The following is a 25,119-nucleotide window of genomic DNA, read 5'->3' on the forward strand; positions in this document are numbered from 1 at the left end:
CGATGTCTCTGATCGAGGAAATCGACTTCGGCACGCCGGCTTCCAAATCGGAAGCGATGGTGACGCTGACCATCGATGGCAAGGAGATCTCGGTGCCCGAGGGCACCTCGATTATGCGCGCGGCGATGGAAGCCGGCCACCAGATTCCAAAGCTCTGCGCCACCGACATGGTCGATGCATTCGGCTCCTGCCGCCTCTGCCTGGTCGAGATCGAAGGCCGCGCCGGCACGCCGGCCTCCTGCACCACGCCCGTCATGCCCGGCCTCGTCGTGCACACCCAGACCGAGCGGCTCAAGAAGCTGCGCAAGGGCGTGATGGAGCTCTACATCTCCGATCATCCGCTCGATTGCCTCACCTGCGGCGCCAACGGCGATTGCGAGCTGCAGGACATGGCGGGCGCCGTGGGCCTGCGCGACGTGCGCTACGGCTATGAGGGCGAGAACCACGTCTTCGCCAAGACCCACGGCTGCGACAACGACCACTGGATGCCGAAGGACGAGTCCAATCCGTACTTCATCTATGATCCATCCAAGTGCATCGTCTGCTCGCGCTGCGTCCGCGCCTGCGAGGAGGTGCAAGGCACCTTCGCGCTGACCATCTCCGGCCGCGGCTTCGAAAGCCGGGTTTCGCCGGGCATGAACGAGAGCTTCCTGGGCTCCGAATGCGTCTCCTGCGGCGCCTGCGTGCAGGCCTGCCCGACCGCGACGCTGACGGAAAAATCCGTGATCGAGATCGGTCAGCCCGAGCACTCGGTCGTCACCACCTGCGCCTATTGCGGCGTCGGCTGCGCCTTCAAGGCCGAAATGCGCGGCGAGGAAGTGGTGCGCATGGTGCCCTACAAGGACGGCAAGGCCAACCGCGGTCATTCCTGCGTCAAGGGCCGTTTCGCCTGGGGCTACACCAACCACGGGGAACGCATTCTCAAGCCGATGATCCGCGAAAGAATCGAGGATCCCTGGCGCGAAGTGTCCTGGGACGAGGCGTTCTCCTTTGCTGCCGCCAAGATGCGCGGCATCCAGAAGACATACGGCCGCGACGCCATCGGCGGCATCACCTCGTCCCGATGCACCAATGAAGAGACCTATCTGGTGCAGAAGCTGATCCGCGCCGGCTTCGGCAACAACAATGTCGACACCTGCGCCCGCGTCTGCCACTCGCCGACCGGCTATGGCCTCGCCACCACCTTCGGCACCTCCGCCGGCACGCAGGACTTCGACTCGGTCGAGGACACCGACGTCGTCCTGATCATCGGCGCCAACCCGGCCTCCGCGCACCCCGTCTTCGCCTCCCGCCTGAAGAAGCGGCTGCGCCAGGGCGCAAAGCTGATCGTGATCGACCCGCGCCGCACCGAGATGGTGGAATCGCCGCATGTGAAGGCGCTGCACCTGCCCCTGATGCCCGGCACCAATGTCGCAGTCATGACCGCGCTGGCGCATGTCATCGTCACCGAGGGCCTCGTCAACGAAGCCTTCGTGCGCGAGCGCTGCGACTGGAGCGAGTTCGAGGAGTGGGCCGCCTTCGTCTCCCAGCCGAAGAATAGCCCGGAATCGACCGCCATCCTCACCGGCGTCGATCCCAAGGTCCTGCGCGAAGCCGCGCGCACTTACGCGACCGGCGGCAACGGCGCGATCTATTACGGTCTCGGCGTCACCGAGCACAGCCAGGGCTCGACCACCGTGATCGCGATCGCGAACCTTGCGATGGCGACCGGCAATATCGGGCGCCCCGGCGTCGGCGTGAACCCGCTGCGCGGCCAGAACAACGTGCAGGGCTCCTGCGACATGGGTTCGTTCCCGCACGAGCTGCCGGGCTATCGCCACATATCGGGCGATGCCGTGCGCGACCAGTTCGAGGCGCTGTGGAACGTCAAGCTCAACCCCGAGCCTGGCCTGCGCATCCCCAACATGTTCGATGCCGCGGTCGAAGGCACGTTCATGGGCCTTTACGTGCAAGGCGAGGACATTCTCCAGTCCGACCCGAACACTTCGCACGTGGTCGCTGCGCTGTCGGCGATGGAATGCGTCATCGTCCACGACCTCTTCCTGAACGAGACAGCGAACTATGCCCACGTCTTCCTGCCCGGCTCGAGCTTCCTCGAGAAGGACGGCACCTTCACCAATGCCGAGCGCCGCATCCAGCGCGTGCGCAAGGTGATGACGCCGAAGAACGGCATGGCCGACTGGGAGGTCACCATTGGCCTTGCCAGGGCCATGGGCTTCGAGATGAACTACAGCCATCCCTCCGAGATCATGGACGAGATCGCGGCGCTGACCCCGACCTTCGCCGGCGTCTCCTACGCCAAGCTCGACGAGCTCGGCTCAGTGCAGTGGCCCTGCAACGAGAAGGCGCCCGAGGGCACGCCGGTGATGCATATCGACGGCTTCGTCCGCGGCAAGGGCAAATTCGTCGTGACCGAGTATGTCGCGACGGACGAGCGCACCGGTCCGCGCTATCCGCTGCTGCTCACCACGGGCCGCATCCTCAGCCAATACAATGTCGGCGCGCAGACCAGGCGCACCGACAACGTTATCTGGCACAGCGAAGATCGGCTGGAGATCCACCCGCACGATGCCGAGCAGCGCGGCGTGCGCGACGGCGACTGGGTGCGGCTGAAGAGCCGCGCCGGCGAGACTACTCTGCGCGCGGAGATCACCGACCGCGTCGCGCCCGGCGTCGTCTACACCACCTTCCACCACCCGGACACGCAGGCCAACGTCATCACGACGGACTATTCGGACTGGGCGACCAACTGTCCCGAATACAAGGTCACGGCGGTGCAGGTCTCGCGCTCGAACGGCCCGTCCGATTGGCAGAAGGCCTATGACGCACAGGCGCGGCAATCCCGTCGCATCGTACCGGCCGAAGCTGCGGAGTAAGGGCATGCACGTTCCGGTCCAGGCCATCGACCGCGAGATCTGGCGTGACGGCATCGCATCAGAGGGGACGCGGCTGATCCCCGAGGAGACGCCGCTGGCGCTGACCTATAATGGCGGCACCTATGCCGTCATGATGGGGACGCCGCAGAACATGGAGGATTTCGCCGTCGGCTTCAGCCTGGACGAAGGCATCATCAAGTCGGTCGACGACATCAAATCGCTCGAGGTTGTTCGCCTCGACGACGGCATCGAGCTCAGGATGTGGCTGGCACCGGAAGATGCGGTACTCATCAGCGAGCGCCGGCGCCGCGTCGCCGGTCCTACCGGCTGCGGCATCTGCGGCATCGAGTCCATCGCTGAAGCCGTGCGGCCCGCGGCGGTCGTGCCGTGCGGTCAGACCTTCACGCCGGAGCAGATCATGGCGGCGATGCAGGCCATTGCGCCGCTGCAATCGATCAACATGCAAACCCGCGCCGTTCACGCCGCTGCGTTCTGGTCCCCTGCCGGCGGCATCGTTGCGCTGCGCGAGGATGTCGGCCGCCACAACGCGCTCGACAAGCTCGCGGGCGCCCTGGCACGCAGCCGCACGGATGCGCGCGGCGGCATGATGCTGCTGACGAGCCGCGTCTCGGTCGAGATGGTGCAGAAGACCGCCGCGATCGGCGCGCCGGTGATGGTCGCCGTCTCGGCGCCGACCGCGCTCGCGGTGCGCACGGCGGAAGCTGCCGGCATCACGCTGATCGCCATCGCCCGGCAGGACGGGTTCGAAGTGTTCTCGCATGGTGACCGGGTCATCGCCCGCCATGCCCAGGAGGTTGCCGATGTCGCCTGATCGCCTGATCTACATGGCCAACCAGATCGGCAAGTTCTTCCAGAGCCAGGGGCATGACAAAGCCGTGCCGGGCATTGCCGAGCACATCAAGAAGTTCTGGGATCCCCGGATGAAGCGCGCGATCTTCGCCCATCTCGATGCCGGCGGCGCGGGACTGGAGCCGAACGTGCGCGAGGCCCTCACCTCGCTGAAACAGGCGACGTCCCTAAGAGCATCCTGAAAACGCGCCGCACCTCGCTCTGCGTTTCCTTCACCCGCGCCTCCAGCGACGAGAAGTCCGGCGCATCGCCGGCGCGCGCCATGACGCGCAGGAGATCGGTGCCGGCGGTTTCCGGCTTGAAGCGCTCGCTGACGCAGAGCCGCAGGATCTGCGTCAGGTCATGATAGAGCCGCGCCGCCGCACGCAAGATCTCGGTCTCGGATTGAGCGAGCACGCCGAGCCTGCATGCGTTTTCCAGCACCTGCACGGTGCTGACGTCGAGAATGTCCGGCTTGTCGTGGGCATGCACGAGTTGGAGATATTGGGCGATGAAGTCGACGTCGATCATGCCGCCGGCGGCGTATTTGAGATCCCAGTGGTCGGCCTCCCCCTTCTCCTGGCCGATCGCGCTGCGCATGTCGGCGACGTCGTTGGCGATGATCCCGCGGTCGCGGCGGCGGGTCAGGACATCGCGGATGACGCGCTCGATCCGTTTCCGGAATTCTGGCGAAGCCGACACCACGCGCGCGCGCGTCAGCGCCATGTGCTCCCAGGTCCAGGCCTCGTTGGCCTGGTAATCCGCGAAGGAGGCAAGGCTCGACGCCACCGGGCCGGCGCGCCCCGACGGACGAAGCCGCATGTCGATCTCGTAGAGCACGCCGTAGTTGGTCCGCGTCGTGAAAGCACTGATCAGGCGCTGGGTGAAGCGGGCAAAATAGTGCGCACCTTGCAGCGACTTCGGCCCATCCGAGTCAGGGTTCTCGCTGTCGAAATCGTAGAGCAGGATCAGGTCGAGGTCGGACGAGGCCGTCATTTCGCGGCTGCCGAGCCGGCCCATCGCGATGATCGCGGTCTCCTGCCCCTTGATGCGGCCGTGCTGGGCGGCAAAGCGATCGGCGACGAGGCCATGCACCGTGTGGACGATGCCTTCGGCCACGTCTGCAAAGGCCGTGCTCGCCTGCTGCGCCGAGACGGTGCCGGACAGGATGCGCGTGCCGATCAGGAACAGGCTCTCCTGCCCGAACAGGCGCAGGCGATCGAGAAACTCCTCGTAGGAGCCGGCATCCTGCACGGTCGCGGCGAGCCGGCCCGACAATTCCAGCCTGTCGGGCATCGCGCCGAAAAAGCGGGGATCGATGAGGCCATCCATGAGCTGCGGCTGCCGTGCCAGCATCTCGCCGAGCCGCGGCGCCGCGCCCAGCACCAGCGCCACCAGCGCGACGAGATCCCGGTTCTGACTGAGCAGCGTGATCAGCCGGCCGCCGCGCTGGAGCGCCCCGAGGAAATGATCGAACGCCACGACGGCGCGATCCGGATCCTCGGCATGGGCAAGGCCGTCGATCAAGGCCGGCACGAATTCGACGAAGGCGCTTCGCGTCGTCTCAACGCGGAACACGCGGTAGTCGCCGGTGATCCAGTCGCACACGGTTTGCGCGACGGCGGCGGGCTTCTTGAAGCCAAGCGTCGCCAGATGCTGAAGCAGGCGCGGATCGTCTGGACCCGCACCGTAGTCGAGCGCCGGCAGCTTGGCGGTGCCGGTCGGATCGTCGCCCTCGAAGAGCTTTTCGTAGTGACCCTGGACGATCTTGAGCTGGTGCAGCAGGTCGCGCGCAAAGGCTTCGCGATCCGGATAGCCGAAGAACCATGCGAAGCGCTCGACCGCTTGCTTGTCCTCGGGCAGCGTGTGGGTCTGCTCGTCGGCGATCATCTGGAGGCGATGCTCGACCCGGCGCAGGAATTCGTAAGCCGTGGTCAGCTCGTCGCGCGCAGCAAGGGTGATCCAGTTGCTGGAGGCGAGCACGTCGAGCGCCCTCAGCGTCGGCCGCACCCGCAATTCCGGATGGCGGCCGCCCGCAATCAGCTGCTGGGTCTGCGCGAAGAACTCGATCTCGCGGATGCCACCGCGCCCGACCTTGACGTTATGGCCCTCGACCGCGATCTCGCTCTGGCCGCGATAGGTCTGCATCTGCCGCTTCATGTCGTGGACGTCGGCGAGCGCGGCGAAGTCGAGATGCTTGCGCCAGACAAAGGGCGCGATCTCCGCCAGAAGCGCCTCGCCCGCCCTGGGATCGCCGGCGCAGGCCCGCGCCTTGATCATGGCGGCGCGCTCCCAGGTGCGCCCTTCCCGTTCGTAGTAATTCAGCGCGGCGTCCCGTGAGATCGCCACCTGCGTCGAGGACGGATCGGGGCGCAGCCGCAGGTCCACGCGGAAGACGTAACCATCATGGGTGCGCTGCTGCAGGATGCGCGCCATGCCCTGTGTGACCCGCACGAAAAACGGCTGCGGCTCGATATCGGGCGCCAGCGTCGTGGCATCGGGATCGAAGAAGACGATGAGATCGATGTCGCTGGAATAGTTCAGCTCGCCCGCGCCCATCTTGCCCATCGCCAGCACGATCAGCCCGCAGCCCTTTTCGGGCGCCTCGGGGTCGGGCGGTGAGAGCTTGCCACGTGCGGCTTCCTGCCGCAGCAGGTACTGGAGCGCCGCCTGGACCGAGAATACCGCGATATCGGTCAGCGCCGCCGTCACCCGCATCACCGGCCAGACGCCGCCGATGTCGCAGAGTGCGGTCAGCAGTGCTGCCTCCGCCTTCATGCGGCGAAGCAGGCGCATCACCTCGGCTTCATCGGATGCCGCGAGCACGGCGCTCCTCGCCTCCGCCATCAGCACCGCCAGGTGCACATCGGGATCGCATTCGAGCAGCCTGACCAGACGCGCGGGGTCGGCGCGCACGAGATCGAACAGATAGGGCGAGAATTCCGCGATCCCGGCCAAGATATCCCGCGCGAATGGATGAACCAGCAGGGATTCGAGACGTGCCGATTGTGCCGGCTCGAGCTCGGCCAGCCAGGTTTCGAAACGTCGTTCGTCGGTTGTGGAAGCGGCAATATGGGGAGCCTCCGCGAAGCGTGCGGCCAGCCTCTCACCATGCTTGTCCGCGTTTCCCGGCGCGGAGTGGTTCATGCCACCTTCTGTGGCACATCCTGCATCGGCGGAGCAACCCTGTCGCCGGCCCCCGCGCGCGCCGGCACGACGAGCGTGGCGACGAGGCCGGGATTGGCATCGCCCAAGCGCAATTCGCCACCGTGCAACGTCGCGACCGCCGAGGCGAGGCTGAGGCCGAGACCTGAGCCCGGCAGCGTGCGGCTGGCCTCCAGCCGCACGAATCGCTCGACCACGTGCTTGCGATCGGTTTCGGGGATGCCTGGACCACGATCGGTCACGCTGAGCAGCACCCGGTCGCCCTCGCGCCGCGCCTCGATCGTGATTTGCCTCGCGTCCATGCTGACCACGGTTCCGGCCGCTTGTGCCGCCGGCTTGCCGTATTTGATCGCGTTCTCGACGAGATTGGCGAGCGCCTGGCTGATCAGTTCGCGATTGGCATGAACCGGCGTCGGCTCGCATTTGACCTTCAGGGTCATGCCGTCTTCCTCGGCGAGCGGCTCGTAGAGCTCGTGGATGCCCTCCGCAACCTCCGCGGCATCGAAGTCGTCCATGTTGCCGCGCGCCTGTCCGGATTCTGCGCGCGCGATCATCAGAAGCGCGTTGAAGGTCCGGATCAGCCCGTCGGACTCCTCGATGGTCCGCTCCAGCGCGGCGCGATAATCGGCCTCGCAGCCTGATCTCGCCAACGCCTCTTCGGCGCGATTGCGCAGCCGCGTCAGCGGCGTCTTGAGATCATGGGCGATGTTGTCGGAAACCTCCTTCAGACCCGCCATGAGCGCCTCGATCCGCTCGAGCATGGCGTTGAGGTTCTCGGCGAGGCGATCGATCTCGTCGCCACTGCGCCCCACGGGCAGGCGCTCGCTGAGATCTCCGGTCATGATGCGCTGCGTGGTGCCGGTCATCGCGTCGATGCGCCTCAGCACCCTGCGTGCGACGAAGATGCCGCCGCCGAGGCCGAGCACGACGACGATCAGGATCGACCATTGCGCTGCCTTGGCGACGATGCCGAACAGGCGCCGCCGTTCGGCGAGGTCGCGGCCGATCAGCAGCCGGAAGCCGTTCTCCAATTCGGTGACGCGCACCAAAGCGCGATGATCGCGATCATCGGCATCCTCGAGGCGTCGATAGGCCGTCTCCGACCAGCCGCGCGTCGCCATCACGCCGGGCGCCAGCGAGCCGACATTGCCGGCAATCGCCTGCCCCGTCGGCGTGGTCACGAGATAGAGGTTGGCACCCGGGCGTAGCGCGCGATACTCGATCGTACGCACGAGGCTGAACATGCCGCGGCGATCGTAGATCTCGCTGATTTCCGAAGTCTCGGAATTGACCGTCTGCGTGATTTCCTCGGTGATCAGCCGCCGTGTATTCCAGGCGAAATAGCCGAGCAGCGAGGCCGCGAACATCGCGAACAGCAGCAGATAGACCAGCGTCAGCCGGAACGCCGTGGTGCGGACGAGTTTACCGAATGCCGTCACGGATCATGTATCCGGCGCCGCGGATCGTGTGCAGCAGCGGGCGCTCGAAGCCCTTGTCGATCTTGGAGCGCAGCCGCGAGATGTGCACGTCGATCACGTTGGTCTGCGGATCGAAATGATAGTCCCAGACGTTCTCCAAGAGCATGGTGCGGGTCACCACCTGGCCGGCATGCTTCATGAGATATTCGAGCAGGCGGAATTCGCGCGGTTGCAGGGTCAGCTCGTCCTTGCCGCGGGCGACGCGATGCGACAGCCGGTCGAGCTCGAGGTCGCCGACGCGATAAAGCGTCTCTTCGGCCGGGCCGCCGCGACGGCGCGACAGCACTTCGACGCGGGCCAGCAGCTCGGCGAAGGAATAGGGCTTTGGCAGATAGTCGTCGCCGCCGGCACGCAGGCCCTTGATGCGGTCATCGACCTGCCCGAGCGCTGAGAGAATCAGCACCGGCGTCGTGTTGCCCTTGTCGCGCAGTGCGCCGATCAGCGACAGGCCGTCGCGCTTGGGCAGCATGCGATCGACCACCAGCACGTCGTAGTCGCCGTTCTCGGCCATGGCGAGGCCTTCCTCGCCGTCAGCGGCGTGGTCGGCAATGTGTCCGACTTCGCGAAACGCCTTGGCGAGGTAGTCGGCGGATTCGCGGTCGTCTTCGATGATGAGGAGGCGCATCGTGCGTTCAGCGGCGGTCAAGGAGGTCAACCTTCTCTAAACATGGCGCGAGCGGCAATCGCATGCAAGCCGAGCGGGGGAGTCTCGAAGCGGGAAAAAGGCGGGCGGTGAAGCTGGGGGGACCTCACCGCCCTAGGCCTTCCGACGGAGGGGGGCGTAATTCCACCGGAAGGTAGATGAGGGAAGCGAACGTTGCGCTGCTTCCCCGAAGGGCACCGGCGGCGGGGGCGACTGATGCCGGCGATGCCCTTCATCTCGTAGACCTCCTGAAGGCTCAGCCCTTGGCGATGGGCACGGCGACGAAGCGCGACTGGCCGCCGCTCTTCACGCGCATCAGGACGCTGTTCTTGTTGTCGGTCCGCGCCGCGTTGATGGCGTCGCGGACCTCGCCTGCGGTGGCAACGCTCTTGCCACCGACTTCGAGAATCACATCGCCTTCCTTGAAGCCGCGCTCGGCCGCGGCGCTCTTCGGATCGACTTCGGTGACGACGACGCCTTCCTTGCCGGCGCCGGCAACGGAATTTGCGGGCGCAACGGTCATGCCGAGCTTGGGCACGTCGGTGCCCTTGCTGGCACCCTTGCCGCTGTCATTATCGGTATCGGCCTTGGCCTCGACCGCGTTCGGCAACTGGCCGAGGGTGAGGTTCACGACCTTATCCTGGCCCTTGTGCAGCACGTTGAGCTTCACGGAGGCGCCGGGCGCCATGCCACCGATGGTGCGGGCAAGCTCACGGGCGTCCTTGACGGTCTCGCCGTTGACCGCGGTGATCACGTCGCCGGACTCGATGCCGGCCTTGGCGGCCGGACCGCTCGCCTGCGGCTCCGCCACCAGGGCGCCCTCAGCCTTCTTCATGCCGAGGCTGTCGGCGATATCGGACGTCACGGGCTGGATCTGCACGCCGATCCAGCCGCGGCTGACCGAGCCCTTCTCCTTGAGCTGGGCGACGACGCTCTTCACCGTGTTGGCGGGGATCGAGAACGCGATGCCCACGCTGCCGCCGGAGGGCGAGTAGATCGCGGTGTTGACGCCCATCACTTCACCATCGGTGTTGAAGGCCGGACCGCCGGAGTTGCCCTTGTTCACGGGCGCGTCGATCTGGATGAAATCGTCATAGGGACCATTGCCGAGGTCGCGGCCGCTGGCCGAAACGATGCCCGCGGTCACGGTGCCGCCGAGACCGAAGGGATTGCCGACCGCGAGCACCCAGTCGCCGATCCGCGGCTTGCCGTCGGCAAGCTTGGCGAATGGGAAGTTGGAGCTACCCTCGACCTTGATCAGGGCGAGGTCGGTGCGCTGGTCGGTGCCGATGACCTTGGCGGTGTAGGTCTTGCCGTCATCGGTGGTGACCTCGACCTTGTCGGCGCCGTCGACCACATGGTTGTTGGTGACGGCATAGCCGTCAGCGGAGATGAAGAAGCCGGAGCCCTGGCCCTGCACGACGCGGCCGCGGCCGCCCTTCAGGCCCGGAAAACCATCGGGACCGCCGAAGCGGCGGAAGAAGCGCTCCATCGGCGAGCCCGGCTGGAACGGCGAGGAGGAATCATCACCGTCATCGTTGCTCGCGGTCTTCTCCTTGATGTTGACCTTCACCGAGATCACGGACGGCTTCACGCGCTCGACGATGTCGGCGAAACCGATCGGACGCTCGACCTTTCGGACCTCGTTGTTGACCTGCGCATGCGCCGGGCTGGAGAACAGGTCGGCCGGGGAGGTCGATGGGCTGAAGCCATAGACGGCCGCGCCGAGACCGGCGACGACCGAAGCCATCAGCGCCAGCTTGCGCGCGGAAAACACCGACCGGCGCGGCGGCCGGTACGTCGGAAGGTTCGAGAGGTCGATACGATCGGTCATGCAGAAATCTCCAGGGCCTTGAATTCCTTTTGGTGCCGGATCCCAGCACCTTGCGGACTTGAAGATGGGGATTCCCGCCTTACCGCGCGCTGGCGGCGGGGTTAAACTTTTGTAATGAAGGGACGAGACAGATGCGGCAGTTTAGCACAGGCCAAAAATCGTGGTCTTACAGGAACTTAATCGAGTTCCCGTGACCAAAGCGGAAGCGCGATTTTTGGCGCTCAGCTCGCCCTGACGCTGACGATGAACGCGCCGATTTCGCGCTTCAAGGTCTCGGCCTGCTGCGACAGGTCGACCGCCGAATCCCGCGCCTCGGCGGCCATGCGGCCGGTCTCCGCGGAGGTCGAGGTGATCTGGACGATATGGTTGGAGACGTCGAGGGTGCCGCGTGCGGCATCATAGAGCACCGCGATGAAACCGGTGCCGCCGCCGATGCCCAGCAGGAACAATAACGCAGCGACAACGGCGCCGACCAGGAAGCGGATCGTCAGATTGCTGTTCGCGAACGTCGGGGGACTCAGATCTGGAATCAAATTCGCGACAAGCTTCCAGACAAAGGTCAGCATAGGATGAAACACGCGGGCGACGGCCAGCCTACGTATCACTGCGCAGCTACGACGACCTGGCTTCGTCCGACATCAATGCTGCAAGCCGCGCTTCTTCCTCAGGCGTGAGCGGCGGGGCCGGTACGTCGGCACCACTCCGCGAACGCCGGCGGATTTGCAGCCACAGCGCCAAGCCGCCACCGATCAGCAGCGCCGGCCCGAGCAGCCACAGCAGCAGCGTCTGCCGCTCGAAGCGCGGCTTCAGCAGCACGAACTCGCCGTAGCGCGCCACCAGGAAATCGAGCACCTGCGAATTGCTGTCGCCGGCCGCAATGCGCTCGCGCACCAGAAGCCGCAAATCGCGTGCCAGCGGCGCATCGGAATCGTCGATCGACTGGTTCTGGCAGACCATGCAGCGAAGCTCGCGCGACAACTCGCGCGCGCGCGATTCCTTGGCCGGGTCCGACATGATCTCGTCGGGCTGGACAGCGTGGGCCGCCGGTGAAGCCAGCAGCATCAAGGCGATGAGCGCGGTCATCATCCGGCGCATCGGATCACTCCGCCGGCTGGAGGCGCTGCTTGGCCCGCGCCGGCTTCGGCGCGCCGACCCGCAGGCGGCGGTCGGAGAGCGAGAGCACGCCGCCGAACGCCATCAGCACCGGCCCCCACCAGATCAGGAGGACCAACGGCTTGTAATAGATGCGCACGGCGATGGCGCCTTCCGTGGCGTCGCCGAGCGAAATGTAGAGCTGGCTCGCGCCGCGCGTCAGCAATGCGGCCTCGGTGGTCGATGAGCCGCGGGTGGTGAAGCTGCGCTTGGACGGCGTCATGACTCTGATGGCTTCGCCCTCGCGGCTGACGTTGAACTCGGCGATCATCTCGCGGTAGTTCGGGCCCTGGCGTTGGAACAGCCCGTCGAGCTTCAGGTCATAGCCGGCGACATGGGCGACGTCGTTCGGCTTCATCGTCGCGATATATTCGCTGTTCCAGGTGGTCTCGCAGGCGATTCCGATCAGCGCGACGCCGAGGCCGGCATGCGCAAACGCCGTGCCCCAGGCTGACCGCGGCAGGCCGCGCGCCCGGTGCAGCACCGTTGCGAACGGCAGACGAACCAGCCCAGTCCGTTCGACGAGGTCGGTGACGGCGCCGGCGATGACGAAAACGCCGAGCCCGATCGCGAGCGGCGCCAGCGCGCTGCCGCCCCGCACCCAGGCCCAGGTGATGGCAACCACGACGAGCCCGGCAACACCTGCAGCAAGCAGACGCTGCGTCACGCCCAGCAGATCGCCGCGCTTCCACGCCAGCATCGGCCCGAACGGCACCGCGAGCAGCAACAGGGCAAACAGCGGCGCGAAGGTGAGGTTATAGAAGGGTGCGCCGACCGACATCTTGAAATCGGCGAGCATCTCCATCGCCAGCGGATAGAGCGTGCCGAACAGCACGACCGCGCAAGCCACTGTGAGCAGCAAATTGTTCAGCACCAGCGCGCCCTCGCGCGAGATCGGCGCGAACAGCCCGCCCTGCTTCAGCGACGTTGCGCGGCCGGCGAACAGCGACAGGCTGCCGCCGATGAACAGGCACAGGATCAGCAGAATGAACACGCCGCGGGTCGGATCGGTGGCGAAGGCGTGCACCGAGGTGATGACGCCCGAGCGAACCAGGAAGGTGCCGAGCAGCGACAGCGAGAAGGTCAGGATCGAGAGCAGGATGGTCCAGACCTTCAGCGCATTGCGTTTCTCCATCACCAGTGCCGAATGCAGCAGCGCGGTGCCGGCGAGCCAGGGCATCAGCGAGGCGTTCTCGACCGGATCCCAGAACCACCAGCCGCCCCAGCCGAGCTCGTAATAGGCCCAGTACGAGCCCATGGCGATGCCGAGCGTCAGGAAGATCCAGGCAACCAGCGTCCAGGGCCGCACCCAGCGCGCCCAGGCCGCATCGATCCGGCCCTCCATCAATGCCGCGACGGCGAAGGAGAACGAGATCGAGAAACCGACATAGCCGAGATAGAGCATCGGCGGATGCACGGCGAGGCCGATATCCTGGAGCACGGGATTGAGATCGCGCCCCTCGATCGGCGGATTGACGATGCGCAGGAACGGATTCGAGGTCATCAGGATGAAGAGATAGAACGCGCTGGCGATCCAGGCCTGCACGGCCAGCACATGCGCGCGCAGCGACAGCGGCAGATTGTTGCCGAAGCTCGCGACCAATCCGCCGAACAGCGCGAGGATCGACACCCACAGCAGCATCGAGCCTTCATGGTTCCCCCACACGCCGGTGATCTTGTAGAGCAGCGGCTTCATCGAGTGGGAGTTCTCGTAGACGTTGGCGACGGAGAAATCCGAATTCACGTGCAGCATCACGAGCGCAACGAACGACACACCGACGAACAGGAGCTGCGCCAGCGCCGTTGAGCGCGCCACGTTCATCAGAGCAGCATCGCGCAGGCGCGCGCCGACCAGGGGCACGATGGACTGGATCAGTGCGAGCCCCAGCGCCAGCACCAGCGCGTAATGTCCGGATTCGGCGATCACCGCACCGCTCCCTGCGGATTGCCCTGCGCGGTCGTCGCCGCAGGTTTGCCGGCACCAGAAGCTTGGGGGCCGTAATCGTCCTTCCAGTGCCCCTGCTTCTTCAGGGCATCGGCGACGTCCTTGGGCATGTAGGTCTCGTCGTGCTTGGCCAGCACGGTATCGGCCTTGAACACGCCATTGGCGTCGAGCGCGCCTTCGGCGACCACGCCCTGCCCTTCGCGGAACAGGTCGGGCAGGATGCCCTTGTAGGCGACCGGCAGCTTGGCGTTGCCGTCGGCGACCTCGAACGTCACCGCGAGATTGTCGCTGCGCTGGAGCGAGCCGGGCTGCACCAAGCCGCCGAGGCGAAACCGCTTGCCCGGTTCGATATGTTTCTCAGCGACCATGCTCGGCGTCGAGAAGAACACGATGGAGTCGCGAAGCGCGTTGAGCACCAGCGCGGCCGCGAGCGCGAGCACGGCGAGCGAGCCGCCGATGATGGTCATACGTCGCTGCTTGCGCGTCATGGCGTATCCGTTCTCCGCATCTCTCGTCGTGCATTCGTCATCCGCCGAGCCCGAGAGTCCTCAGGCCTTCGTTGAGCTGGCGCAGCCGCTCGGTGTCGCCGGCAACCGCCTGCCGGGCATCAGCCGAGGCGCCCATCGCCTTGTCTCGCTCCCCCATCACGAGATAGGCGCGCACCAGACGCAGCCACCCCTCGACATCATCACCGTTCTGCTTCAACCGCGTGGCCAGACGATCGACCATGCCGCGCACCATCGCGTTGCGATCGCCTTCGGCCATATCCTTGGAGGCAGCAATCGTCTCGTCGGACAAGGCCGGCATCGTGCCGCCGCCACCGACTCGCGCGAGCGAGGACTGCACCAGGGCACGCCACGGCGCATCCGCAGGCGCTTTCGCAAGCAGCGCGCGCCACATATTGGCCGCATCGTCCTTGCGGCCGTCCTGCTCGGCGGCGAGGCCCAGGAAGTAGTTCGCCTTGGGATCGTCGGCGTTCAACGCGCGTGCTCGCTCGAATTCGGCCTTGGCCTCGGCGGTCACCACGCCGCCGGCGGCAGCCGAGATCGCTTCACCGAGATCGGACCGGCGCTCTGCGCTCTCGCCATTGTAGGTGAGCGAGTTGCGATAGGCGCGCACGGCGTCGTCGAAGCGGCCCAGCCGCTCCAGAACCGGCGCGAGCACGTTCCAGCCGCGCCCGTCCGTCGGATTCTTCTCCAGATGCTGCTCGACCTGCACGACGAGGTTCTCGAGCGACTGCGCCATGCCGGACCCGCGCTCCCGCTGCGCGAGGGGAAAGTCCTGTAGTCGGGGTGAGCCGAGCGGCATATAGACGCCGACCGCAACGAGCGGCAGGCCGGCGAACGCCAGCACGGCCGCCGCACGGCGCCATTTGAGGCTCGACGTCGGCGCGGTCGCGGGCTCGCTGGCAGCCGCCGCGAGCAGCCTGCGGCTGATCTCGACACGCGCGGCCTCGGCCTCCGGCGCCAAGATCAATCCTGCGCTGAGATCACGCTCGATCTCGGCCAACTGGTCCTTGTAGACCGCAACCTCGCTGCCCTGATCCTGCGCGCGGCTGGTGCGGCCGAGCGGCCAGAGCACGGCGAAAATCGCCGCGACCGTCATCAGCGCGAACACGAACCATAGCGTCATCGGGCAAGCTTCCGGCGGCGCACGAACCGCGCCCATAGGTGGCTTTACACCACGGCCGGACGAGGCGGCAATTGACAATTGTCAATTCGGCGCGACCGCATTCGGTCCCGAAGCGGTGAAAATCCAACGGCTTAGCCGATCTCGAAGTCGATACTTTGCGCGGCGTCCTCGCCGTGCCCGTTGAAGGCCTTCAGGAAGTATGTTCCCGGCTTGATTGCATCGGGCAATCTGATGCGCAATGCTCCGACGGGAACCCGAGATGCAACCCTCGTGATTGTCTCAGGCAGCTGCCGATCGCTTGCCTTCTCGACCAGCACCACCTTGGCGCCAACCATCAGCCTTTGATACTTGGCCACGACAACGCGGTTCTCAATTTCGATGGAGCTAATAACGGGTTTCATGCGCCCACAAATAGAAATTCCCAAGACTTGCACGGGGACCGTACGGCGCGCCAACGGCACCGTCAACCATAAATTGTGATTACGAAGATATGCAGCTGGTCAGCCTGCGCGCGACGATTTGCGCTCGCCTGTGAGCGCGTTTTCTGCCGCGCGGCTCATCAACGAGGCGTAATCGTGGCCGAACAGCACCTGGCAGAAGCGAATCGCGGCCTGCACCTGCTGCTGCCGATAGGCGCGGACCTTGTGATCGGCGGCGCGCAATGACTGCACAAGCTGCTCGGTCGATCGTTCCACATATTGCTGGAGGTCGGAATAGGTGCGCAGCGTCACCTCGTTGATCGCAAGCTCGCTCGCATAGTTGCGGCAGGTCGCGACGAAATCGATCAGCGCCACGGTTTCCTCGACCTCGGTGCCGTCGATCCGCGCGCCCGGCGGAATGTCCTTCTCGGGGCGCTGGCGCAGAATGCGGCGAACGCGCCCGGGAACGCTGTCGATCTCGGATTGCAGCGCATTGGAGATGTCGGCCCGGATCGAGGTCAGCTGCTTGCCCCAGGCGGAATCGTTGCGCAGGTCGAGCTCGGTGCGCAGGCCGCGCACGCCGTCGTGCAGCGTCTTGAGATTGGCGGCGACATTGTCGAAATGGCCGCGCTTGATGTCCGTGCGCAGGATCGCGGCAATGCAGGACAGATCGTGCAGGGCGATCGTGACGGCGACGCCGTAAGGTGTCGCCGCGACGCGGATCTCGTCGTCCGACGCGGCAATCTTGATGGCAAGGCGGATGATCTGCCACGGCGCGGTCATCCGCTGCACGACGACCGATAAGGCGAAAGGCAGCATCTGCGGCGTCTGGAGCACCGGAATGTTGAGCGCCGAAGTCACCGAGGCGATCTGGGAATCGCCGAAGGTCCGCAAGGTGCGCGGCAGCTTCTCGTTGAGCGTCGCGATGGCGTCCCGGACCTGGAGCACCGCACCGATCGAATAGAGATCCTCGATCACGTTGGGGGGACCGACACGGGCGAGCGCCCGCGACTTGTCGCCGCCGCCCGGCCCCGTCAGCTCCATGATCGCGTCCGTGGCTACCGCCTGGAGCTTGTGCGCCAGCGCCTCGATTTGCCCGGCACCGTCAGGCGGCATACGGGCGAGCGCCGCCTCGAATTCGCTCACCTTGTCTGAAGCGCCGTCACGGCCGAGCCATTGCCAGATCGGCTGCAGCGAGGAGCGGCGGATCTGGCCGACCCGGATCGGCGTCCCCGCCTCGACCAGGAAGGGTTCCACCACTTGGAACAACAGCCGCGACAGATCGTCCGTCCGTGGCGGCGGGGCTTCCTCGGCTTCCGTCTTGCGCACGATCTTGCGCAGCTGCTCGAGCACGAGGGTTGCCACCGCCGTGTCCTGGCCGCGCTCGAGGGCGCGCTCGAACTCCCGCATCAGCAGCGCCTGCGACTGCGGCGGGAGCTGCGCGAGATATTCCCTCAGCCGCTCGATCGATGTCTGGCTCATGCGCCCGGGTAATGCACGGTAAAATGGCGGACAACGGGATGCGTCCGGGCGCAATCATAGGAGGCCGCGCCTTAAGAAGCCGTTGAGGACGTTCGCCCCAATGCCTTCATGGGCTTTGCGGATCGGGCGCGCCCGAGCCGAAAACTCCCATTGGAACAAAGGACTATATTCCGGGCAGGACCAGCACCGCCCGCAAGCCCCCGATCGGCGCAGCGCCAAGGGAGAGGCCACCGCCATAGAGGGCGGCGAGATCGGTCACGATCGACAGGCCGAGGCCCGATCCGGGCTTGGACTCGTCCAGCCGCTGGCCGCGCCGGGCGACCTGGGCGCGCTCCGCTTCCGACAGGCCGCGGCCGTCGTCATCGACGATGATCCGCAAACGCGGCCCGGCGCCGGCCTGGTGCGGCGTCTCGACCAGAACCTCGATGAAGACGCGCGAGGCCGCCCATTTGCAGGCATTGTCGACGAGATTGCCGACCATCTCCTCGAGATCCTGCCGCTCGCCCCGGAACTTCGCGGATGGGTCGGCCTTGGCCTCGACCACGACGCCGCGGTCGCGATGGATCTTCTCCATGGTCCGCCGCAGCGCCTCGATGGCGGGCGCCACCTCCGTCACGGTCGCGACCACCGAGACCCGCGCCGCAATGCGTGCACGCTCCAGATGATGGGCAACTTGGTCGCGCATGACGTCCGCCTGCTCCATCACCTTGGTAGCGAATGGATCAGACGGGTGGGCGCCGGCCTCGTTGACGATGACCGAGAGCGGCGTCTTGATCGCATGGGCGAGATTGCCGACATGGGTGCGCGCGCGCTCGACGATCTCGCGATTGGCCTCGATCAGCGCGTTGGTCTCGCGCGCCAGCGGTGCGATCTCGACCGGGAATTCCCCCTCGAGCCGTTCGGCCCGCCCAGAGCGGATGTCGGCGATCGATTCCGAAATGCGCTTGAGCGGTGCAAGGCCGAAGCGGACCTGGAATACGGTCGTGAGCAGCAGCACGATGCCGAGCGCGGTGAAGGTGCCGCCGAGATAGTAGTCGAAGCTTCGCGTCTCATCGAAGATCTCGGTGTCGTCCCCGGCGACGCTGACGAGAAATTTGCCGTCGGCACCGAGATCGACCGGCCGTTCCACCATGCGCAGATTCTGCCCTTCGGGCCCGTCGACATAAGCGAGGCGGATGCCGGCGGCGGTGAGCTCGGCGCCCTGCTCCTCCAGCTTCGGCAGCTTCTTGTCCCAGAGCGAGCGCGAGGAGCGCACCTCCGGTTTCTCGGTGTCGGTCCGGGTGATCTGCCAGTACCAGCCGGACAGCGGCAGCTCGAACAGGGGCTCGCCAAGCGACTGGAACTGACGGTCCGGCGGTTCGTCCGGGGTCGCGACTTCGGCGATCAAGGTGCGCAGATAGAGATTGAGCCGGCGGTCGAAGGCGCGCTCGGTGGCGTTCTTGTAGACCGACGACAGCACCACGCCGGTGATGGCCAGGATCACCACGAGCCAAGCGGTCGCCGACAAGAACAGTCGGTTCGCAAGGGAGCTAGCGGCCATCGGAACGGTCCCGGCAGGGGCTGGAAGTCAGGTCGTCGGACGTCATGACCGGACCAAGGGCCCTGTTCGGCCTCCCGTCAAGCCCGAGAACGCCTCAGGCGCCGGGCGCGGGCGGCGGGGTCAGGAGATAGCCGAGGCCGCGGACGGTCTGGATGATATCGACGTCGAGCTTCTTGCGGATGCGTCCGACAAAGACCTCGATGGTGTTGGAGTCGCGATCGAAGTCTTGGTCGTAGAGATGCTCGACCAGCTCGGTCCGGGAAACGACGCGGCCGGAATGGTGCATCAGGTAGGCCAGAAGCCGATATTCGTGCGACGTCATCTTGACGGGATTGCCCGACACGCTGACTCGTCCGGTCCGGGTATCGAGCGTGACCGGACCGCAGCTCAGCTCGCTCTGGGCATGGCCGGTGGAGCGGCGCAGCAGCGCGCGGATCCGCGCCAGCACCTCCTCCAGGTGGAACGGCTTTGCGACGTAGTCGTCGGCGCCGGCGTCGAAGCCCTGCACCTTGTCGCTCCAGCGGTCGCGTGCGGTGAGGATCAGGACCGGCATGGTGCGGCCGTTGCGGCGCCAGGCCTCCAGCACCGAGATGCCGTCCTTCTTCGGCAGGCCGATATCGAGCACCACGGCGTCATACGGCTCGTTGTCGCCGAGATAGTGCCCCTCCTCCCCGTCGAAGGCCCGATCGACGACATAGCCGGCGTCGGTCAGCGCCTTGGTGAGCTGGCGATTGAGATCGGGGTCGTCCTCGACAACGAGCAGGCGCACGCTTCTCTCCAGAAATAGACCGCACGAACACCGCTCCAGATGAGCAATTCCGGCGTGAACTGAATATGAACGCCGGGAACCGGCCGCGTTACTTTTTGGTCATATACGATTTCTCATGCACTGACGCGAGTGCGCCCGCCGCGCAGCCGGGCGAGCCGACGGCATGGCGGGCGCAATGGCCGCGTAACGCGGCGAGCCGGCCGGTTCGGGCCGTCAGGTTCTGAAGAACACGAACCAGACGACGGCAAGGATCAGGATCGCAAGTCCCGTCGAGATGGCGAGAAGCGCCGCCACCGAAGGCCCGGGTTCGCCCTGGCGCGCCTCGGTCGGAGTTTCCACGATCCGGTTCTGCTCTCGCGTGGTAGCCATGGTGACCTCAATCTGTGGCTGTCGCGCCGGTTTGCCGCGCTCCTCGCGGCGTCGAATTGCCGGGGAGCAACGCGCGATCTCGGGCGATGTTCCGGAGCATGGGCCCAACCGGCAACATGGCGCAGGCGGCGATTAACGCCGTTGCGAGATTCCGCGCCGGCGCTTGCTATGATTCGCACCTGGGCGATGTTATCCTCAGGACTTGTCCTCTGTTGCGTCTGGAGTAGCCCATGGCCCCCCGCGCCAATTGGAAGGGTTTTCTGCGTCTGTCGCTCGTGACCTGCCCGGTCGCGCTCTATCCGGCCACTTCGGATACCGAGAAGGTCTCGTTCAACCAGATCAATCGCAAGACCGGCCACCGCATCAAGTACCTCAAGGTCGACGCCGAGACCGGCGACGAGGTGACCTCCGAGGACATCGTCAAGGGCTACAAGATCGACACCGATACCTATATCGAGGTCACCAAGGACGAGCTCGACGAGATCGCGCTGGACTCCACGCACACGATCGAGATCGACGAGTTCGTGCCCAAGTCCGACATCGACAACCGCTACCTGATCCGCCCCTATTATCTCGTACCCGATGGCAAGGTCGGTCACGACGCTTATGCGGTGATCCGCGAGACCATCCGCAGCATGGACAAGGTCGCGATCGGCCGCGTGGTGTTGACCAACCGCGAGCACATCATCGCGCTGGAGCCGCTCGAGAGCGGGCTGATGGGCACGCTGCTGCGCTACCCCTACGAGGTCCGCAGCGAAAAGGAATATTTCGACGATATCCAGGACGTGAAGCTGACGAAGGACATGCTCGACCTTGCAAAACACATCGTCGAGAAGAAGTCCGGCGCGTTCGAGCCCGAATTGTTCGAGGATCACTACGAGACCGCGCTGATAGATCTCATCAACAAGAAGCGCAGCGGCATGCCGATTACCGCGAAGGCCGCACCGAAGACGGGCGGCAACGTCATCAACCTGATGGATGCGCTGAAGAAGAGCCTCGCGAGCGAGAAGGAGGCTCCCCCTGCTGCGAAGGTCGTTAAGGAGACCGCCAAGGGCAAGAAGCCGAAGAAGCGCGTCGAGGGCCAGCGCGAGATGCTGCTTCCGATATCAGGCAAGGGCGGCAAGGACGCCGCGGCAAAGACCGCGCCCAAGGAGGCCACGAAGAAGGCCGACAAGCCGGTGCGGGCTCCGGCGCGGGCAAAGAAGGCCGGCTAGCAGCATCACACCCCACGATCGCGCCGTGATGTCTCTCCTCGCCGATCGGGCGGCCTGACATGCCCTGGTCGACGGCGTTCGACGATCCCGTTCGCGTGAGCAACAAGCGCAAACTGCTCACGCTGCAAGATGCTGCGGACTACATCATGCAGCTGCCCGACGACGTCCAGCACGAGGCGCACTGGCAGACCGCGATCGAGACGTTGATCAATGCGGCCGAGACCAGTGGCGCCTGGCTGATGTTCGCCCGCATCGCCATGTTGCGGGCGCTGAATGCGGACGCCTCGCGCGGATGAGAGCGATCCGAGTATGCTTGCCGACGCATTGACGAACAGGGTCAAAAATCGGTTAAGGGGCACGCCTTGACGGACACTGCGCCGGCGCAGCCGTGCGGCCGCTTGCCGATATCAATCCACTTGGACGGATCGACGGAACCTTAATTTAATGAATGCCGTCGTATGAGCGGAGGTGCGATTGCCCGGGGTTTAATTCTTTTGGTGCGCACACGACTTACTCGATCTATTTGCGAGTTCGCTGACGAGGCGGCCATCCGTTCGATCGGATGAACAGGAGTTGGCAATGCGTTTGCTCAGGTCTTTCCTTGCAGATGAGAATGGCGCCACCGCCATCGAGTACAGTCTGATCGCCGCCGGGATCGCACTGGCAATCGTGGTCGCCGTGAACAACACCGGCGGCGCGCTATTGAACAGCAAGTTCAACCTGGTCAACTCGGCTATCAAATAGCGGCTGGCCCAGTCCCGCCTAACGACGCGCCGCGCTCGCCATGTCCGCCGGCCGAGGGCCATGATCTGGGTCAACAGCATCAGGACGGCGAGGTCTAAGCATGGAGGCCCGACTCCCTCCTGCCGGCCTGTCCATGCATCCAGACCTTCCCGCACTCCCAACTTAAGCTGTTCGAATTCGTCGGCGACCGCTTCGGCCGCGCGGTCGCGGTGATCATAGCCGACGGAAGCCAGCCGATCGGCGACGGCATCGGGCCGATCCTCGAGGCCAACGACGTAATGGCAGTGCTCGGCAACGATAGGGCGGCGCCGGCCATGCCCGGGCGCGAGACCTGCTCGACAGCGGCGCGGCGCTGAAGCAGATGCAGAAGATCATCGACGCCCAGGGGCCCTCGACCTGCAGCAACGAGCTGGGACCGCTCAGTTTCAACGTCAGGGCGGCGCATGATCCGCAATCGACTGCCTGCGTCTGAACCGTCTCGCCCGCATCGCCGGCGCGTCGCTCGAGAAGGGCGCCGGCATCCGCCTGTGCCCCAGGCTGCGGCGCTTTGACGGTCCTCTGAGTGCTGATATTCTTCAGCGGAGCGGGCTCGACGAGCCATGCTGTCAATCGATCAACCAACGCTGCTAAGGATGCGGATGAGAAACGTGATGCTCTTGGCTCTCGGCCTCATGTTTGTCGCCTGGCCGCACGACAGCGCCAGAGGACAGACTACGGTCACGCCGCCGGTTTCCCTTGCTCCGCCCGCATCGCCGCCAGGCGCAAGCGCCACACATTCCAGAGTTCCGCCGGCGACGTCGGGCAGAGAGGCTTCGACACCGGTGATCGGCGGGTTTCCGACGACGCCAAATGCAGCCGCCGACTACGATGGCTTCAGCGTAGGGACCCTCGACGACAATGACACCCCAAAGCAGGTGGCGCCGCCCGTGAGGGCGCGCACAGCAAAGGGCTCCAAACCCAATCTGGGCACAAGTGGGGTCACGGGGCAGTCATCAGTCGATGAGGAAGATGACGCCTTGAAACGCAAGCTGACGATCTGCCGCAACTGCAAATAAGACGTTTGTCGGGCATGATCGAAGCCGATCGGCAAATGGCAAGCTCTTAACGGAATGGACCGCAGCGAACTCCGGCGAGCTGCTCCGCGGATAACATCGTCCGAGATTGGGCTGCGCTCCCCCGGGATTCGGCAACTTGTTGCATGGCAGCCCTACCGCAGCGCTAGCTGCACGCGCTTTACCGCTCCAACATTTCCTGATCCTCTCTCCTGCAATCGGCCGGATCAACCGGCCTTGCCAGGGAGAGACGCCATGAAGCTCGGCACCGCCATTGCGGAAATCATGAGGCGCGAGGGGATCGAGATCCTCTGCGGCTATCCGGTCAACCATCTCATCGAGCATGCGGCCAAGGCCGAGATCCGCCCCGTGATGGTGCGGCAGGAGCGCGTCGGCATTCACATGGCGGATGCGATCTCGCGGGTGACGTCGGGGCGCAGCATCGGCGCGTTCTGCATGCAGCATGGGCCGGGCGCCGAGAATGCGATGGGCGGCGTCGCGCAGTGCTTCGGCGAATCCGTGCCCGTGCTGGTGCTGCCGATGGGCTATCAGCGCAGGCTGTCGCATATCGAGCCGAACTTCAATTCCAGCGAGGCGATGAAGCCGTTTGCGAAATCGTCCGAGCCGATCATCCTCGCGACTGAGGTCGCCAACATTTTCCGCCGGGCCTTCACGAAACTGAAGAACGGACGCGGCGGGCCGGTCATCGTCGAAATTCCCTCGGACATGTGGAACGAGGAAGTGCCGGAGCCGCTGAACTACACGCCGGTGCTGCGCACCCGCTACGGCGCCGATCCTGTTCACGTCAAGGAAGCAGCAGGCCTGCTCGTGAATGCAAAGCGGCCGGTGATCTATGCCGGCCAGGGCGTGCACTACGCGCAGGCCTGGCCGCAGCTGAAACGGCTCGCCGAGCGGCTGGCGATCCCCGTCACCACCAGCCTCGGCGGAAAATCATCGTTTCCGGAAACGCATCCGCTCTCGCTCGGCTCGGGTGGGCTCGCCGTGCCGCGGGCAGTGCCGAAGTTTCTGAGCGAGGCCGACGTCATCTTCGGCATCGGCTGCTCCTTCACCGAGACCAATTTCGGCGTCGCGATGCCGAAGGGCAAGACCATCATCCATTCCACGCTCGATCCCAATCATCTCAACAAGGATGTGGAAGCCAAGATCGGCCTCGTCGGCGACGCCGGGCTCGTGCTCGACGCGCTGCTGGAGGAGATCGGCAAGACCGTCACCGCGGATCGCGATGCCTCGGCGGTCGCGGCCGAGATCGCGGCCTCGCACAAGGAGTGGCTGGCGAAATGGATGCCGAAGCTGGCCAGCAACGACGTGCCGCTCAGCCCCTATCGCGTACTCTGGGACTTGCAGCACACCGTCGACATCCACAACACCATCATCACGCATGACGCCGGCAGCCCGCGCGACCAGCTCTCGCCGTTCTGGAAGGCGGTCGAGCCCCTCACCTATCTCGGCTGGGGCAAGACGACGCAGCTCGGTTATGGCCTTGGGCTGGCGATGGGCGCCAAGCTGGCAAGACCCGACAAGCTCTGCATCAACGTCTGGGGCGATGCGGCGATTGGCTTCACCGGCATGGATTTCGAGACCGCGGTGCGCGAACGCATCCCGATCATGTCGATCCTGCTCAACAATTTCTCGATGGCGATCGAGTTGAAGGTGATGCCGGTCTCGACCGAAAAGTATCGCTCGACCGACATTTCCGGCGACTACGCCGCGATGGCACGCGCCTTCGGCGGCTATGGCGAGCGGGTGGAGAGGCCAGAGGACATCGTGCCCGCCATCAAGCGGGGTATCCAGAAGACAAGGGAAGGCGTGCCGGTGCTACTGGAGTTCATCACCAGCAAGGAGACCGAGGTGTCACGGCCGGGGACGTGAGGTCGGCAGGGCCCCCAATGGCAAGACCACTGGCGCTGGCTCCAGCCACAGAAGATGTGATAATCC

Annotated in this window: 21 protein-coding genes and 2 pseudogenes; 9 read left to right on the top strand and 14 right to left on the bottom strand. The window is 65.4% G+C overall.

Going from position 1 to position 25,119, the window contains the following annotated elements:
- Positions 1 to 2: 2 nt before the first annotated feature.
- Genes fdhF through P6U27_RS23380 form a run of 3 tightly spaced genes read left to right on the top strand, consistent with a single transcriptional unit; the run spans position 3 to position 3,928 of the window.
- Complete coding sequence (gene fdhF / locus P6U27_RS23370) at positions 3 to 2,876, top strand: formate dehydrogenase subunit alpha (protein ID WP_122404101.1); 2,874 nt, start codon at positions 3 to 5, stop codon at positions 2,874 to 2,876.
- 4 nt (positions 2,877 to 2,880) lie between these two features.
- Positions 2,881 to 3,708: a formate dehydrogenase accessory sulfurtransferase FdhD gene (fdhD, locus tag P6U27_RS23375; RefSeq protein WP_122404102.1), complete on the top strand. Its 828-nt coding sequence runs from the start codon at positions 2,881 to 2,883 to the stop codon at positions 3,706 to 3,708.
- Positions 3,698 to 3,928, top strand: a complete 231-nt coding sequence (locus P6U27_RS23380) for a formate dehydrogenase subunit delta (RefSeq protein WP_162500359.1) — start codon at positions 3,698 to 3,700, stop codon at positions 3,926 to 3,928. Before fdhD ends, P6U27_RS23380 begins: the two co-directional genes overlap by 11 nt.
- Here the strand turns inward: P6U27_RS23380 and P6U27_RS23385 are convergent.
- From P6U27_RS23385 to P6U27_RS23450, 14 genes and pseudogenes are all read right to left on the bottom strand, one after another.
- Positions 3,888 to 6,872, bottom strand: coding sequence for a bifunctional [glutamine synthetase] adenylyltransferase/[glutamine synthetase]-adenylyl-L-tyrosine phosphorylase (locus P6U27_RS23385; RefSeq protein WP_122404104.1), 2,985 nt, complete (start codon positions 6,870 to 6,872; stop codon positions 3,888 to 3,890). The genes P6U27_RS23380 and P6U27_RS23385 overlap by 41 nt on opposite strands.
- Positions 6,869 to 8,329 (bottom strand): HAMP domain-containing sensor histidine kinase, encoded by a 1,461-nt coding sequence (locus tag P6U27_RS23390; RefSeq protein ID WP_122404105.1) that lies wholly within the window; start codon positions 8,327 to 8,329, stop codon positions 6,869 to 6,871. Before P6U27_RS23390 ends, P6U27_RS23385 begins: the two co-directional genes overlap by 4 nt.
- Entirely contained in the window at positions 8,313 to 8,993 is a 681-nt protein-coding gene (locus P6U27_RS23395) for a response regulator transcription factor (RefSeq protein WP_122406751.1), read from the bottom strand. The genes P6U27_RS23390 and P6U27_RS23395 overlap by 17 nt, the downstream gene beginning before the upstream one ends.
- Before the next feature lie 274 nt (positions 8,994 to 9,267).
- The gene (locus P6U27_RS23400; protein WP_122404106.1) at positions 9,268 to 10,845 is read right to left on the bottom strand and encodes a Do family serine endopeptidase; all 1,578 of its coding nucleotides are present in this window, start codon (positions 10,843 to 10,845) and stop codon (positions 9,268 to 9,270) included.
- Positions 10,846 to 11,066: 221 nt separating this feature from the next.
- Positions 11,067 to 11,243: pseudogene (locus P6U27_RS23405) on the bottom strand (methyl-accepting chemotaxis protein); the annotation flags it as partial.
- A gap of 214 nt (positions 11,244 to 11,457) precedes the next feature.
- On the bottom strand, positions 11,458 to 11,940 hold the full coding sequence (locus tag P6U27_RS23410) for a cytochrome c-type biogenesis protein (RefSeq protein ID WP_122404107.1): 483 nt from the start codon (positions 11,938 to 11,940) through the stop codon (positions 11,458 to 11,460).
- A 4-nt stretch (positions 11,941 to 11,944) separates the two neighbouring features.
- Positions 11,945 to 13,924, bottom strand: coding sequence for a heme lyase CcmF/NrfE family subunit (locus P6U27_RS23415; protein WP_407192706.1), 1,980 nt, complete (start codon positions 13,922 to 13,924; stop codon positions 11,945 to 11,947).
- Entirely contained in the window at positions 13,921 to 14,430 is a 510-nt protein-coding gene (gene ccmE, locus P6U27_RS23420) for a cytochrome c maturation protein CcmE (protein WP_122404109.1), read from the bottom strand. The genes P6U27_RS23415 and ccmE overlap by 4 nt, the downstream gene beginning before the upstream one ends.
- A 37-nt stretch (positions 14,431 to 14,467) precedes the next feature.
- Positions 14,468 to 15,574 (bottom strand): c-type cytochrome biogenesis protein CcmI, encoded by a 1,107-nt coding sequence (ccmI, locus tag P6U27_RS23425; protein ID WP_122406752.1) that lies wholly within the window; start codon positions 15,572 to 15,574, stop codon positions 14,468 to 14,470.
- Positions 15,575 to 15,705: 131 nt separating this feature from the next.
- Positions 15,706 to 15,975, bottom strand: a complete 270-nt coding sequence (locus tag P6U27_RS23430) for a hypothetical protein (RefSeq protein WP_162500360.1) — start codon at positions 15,973 to 15,975, stop codon at positions 15,706 to 15,708.
- Between the two features lie 99 nt (positions 15,976 to 16,074).
- Positions 16,075 to 17,475, bottom strand: coding sequence for a hypothetical protein (locus P6U27_RS23435; RefSeq protein WP_407192707.1), 1,401 nt, complete (start codon positions 17,473 to 17,475; stop codon positions 16,075 to 16,077).
- Positions 17,476 to 17,638: 163 nt separating this feature from the next.
- Positions 17,639 to 19,015 carry a sensor histidine kinase gene (locus tag P6U27_RS23440; RefSeq protein ID WP_122404111.1) on the bottom strand — a complete coding sequence of 459 codons (1,377 nt, stop codon included), beginning with the start codon at positions 19,013 to 19,015 and terminating at the stop codon, positions 17,639 to 17,641.
- Between the two features lie 94 nt (positions 19,016 to 19,109).
- Positions 19,110 to 19,784: a response regulator transcription factor gene (locus P6U27_RS23445; RefSeq protein ID WP_011085905.1), complete on the bottom strand. Its 675-nt coding sequence runs from the start codon at positions 19,782 to 19,784 to the stop codon at positions 19,110 to 19,112.
- Positions 19,785 to 19,997: 213 nt separating this feature from the next.
- Positions 19,998 to 20,153: a hypothetical protein gene (locus P6U27_RS23450; protein ID WP_162832009.1), complete on the bottom strand. Its 156-nt coding sequence runs from the start codon at positions 20,151 to 20,153 to the stop codon at positions 19,998 to 20,000.
- Positions 20,154 to 20,383: 230 nt separating this feature from the next.
- Here P6U27_RS23450 and P6U27_RS23455 point away from each other — a divergent pair, with 230 nt between their 5' ends.
- The 6 genes and pseudogenes from P6U27_RS23455 (at position 20,384) to P6U27_RS23480 (ending at position 25,053) form a co-directional block, all read left to right on the top strand.
- Complete coding sequence (locus tag P6U27_RS23455; RefSeq protein ID WP_122404112.1) at positions 20,384 to 21,367, top strand: Ku protein; 984 nt, start codon at positions 20,384 to 20,386, stop codon at positions 21,365 to 21,367.
- Between the two features lie 59 nt (positions 21,368 to 21,426).
- Complete coding sequence (locus P6U27_RS23460; protein ID WP_122404113.1) at positions 21,427 to 21,663, top strand: hypothetical protein; 237 nt, start codon at positions 21,427 to 21,429, stop codon at positions 21,661 to 21,663.
- A 283-nt stretch (positions 21,664 to 21,946) separates the two neighbouring features.
- Positions 21,947 to 22,111, top strand: a complete 165-nt coding sequence (locus P6U27_RS23465; RefSeq protein ID WP_122404114.1) for a Flp family type IVb pilin — start codon at positions 21,947 to 21,949, stop codon at positions 22,109 to 22,111.
- A gap of 164 nt (positions 22,112 to 22,275) precedes the next feature.
- Positions 22,276 to 22,651 (top strand): annotated as a pseudogene (locus P6U27_RS23470) (thymidine phosphorylase); the annotation flags it as partial.
- A gap of 59 nt (positions 22,652 to 22,710) precedes the next feature.
- On the top strand, positions 22,711 to 23,166 hold the full coding sequence (locus P6U27_RS23475) for a hypothetical protein (protein ID WP_312016147.1): 456 nt from the start codon (positions 22,711 to 22,713) through the stop codon (positions 23,164 to 23,166).
- A gap of 54 nt (positions 23,167 to 23,220) precedes the next feature.
- Positions 23,221 to 25,053, top strand: coding sequence for a thiamine pyrophosphate-requiring protein (locus tag P6U27_RS23480; RefSeq protein ID WP_283809895.1), 1,833 nt, complete (start codon positions 23,221 to 23,223; stop codon positions 25,051 to 25,053).
- The last annotated feature ends 66 nt before the right edge of the window (positions 25,054 to 25,119 follow it).

The organism is Bradyrhizobium sp. STM 3566 (genome assembly GCF_045571445.1).
Classification (GTDB): Bacteria; Pseudomonadota; Alphaproteobacteria; order Rhizobiales; family Xanthobacteraceae; genus Bradyrhizobium; species Bradyrhizobium vignae.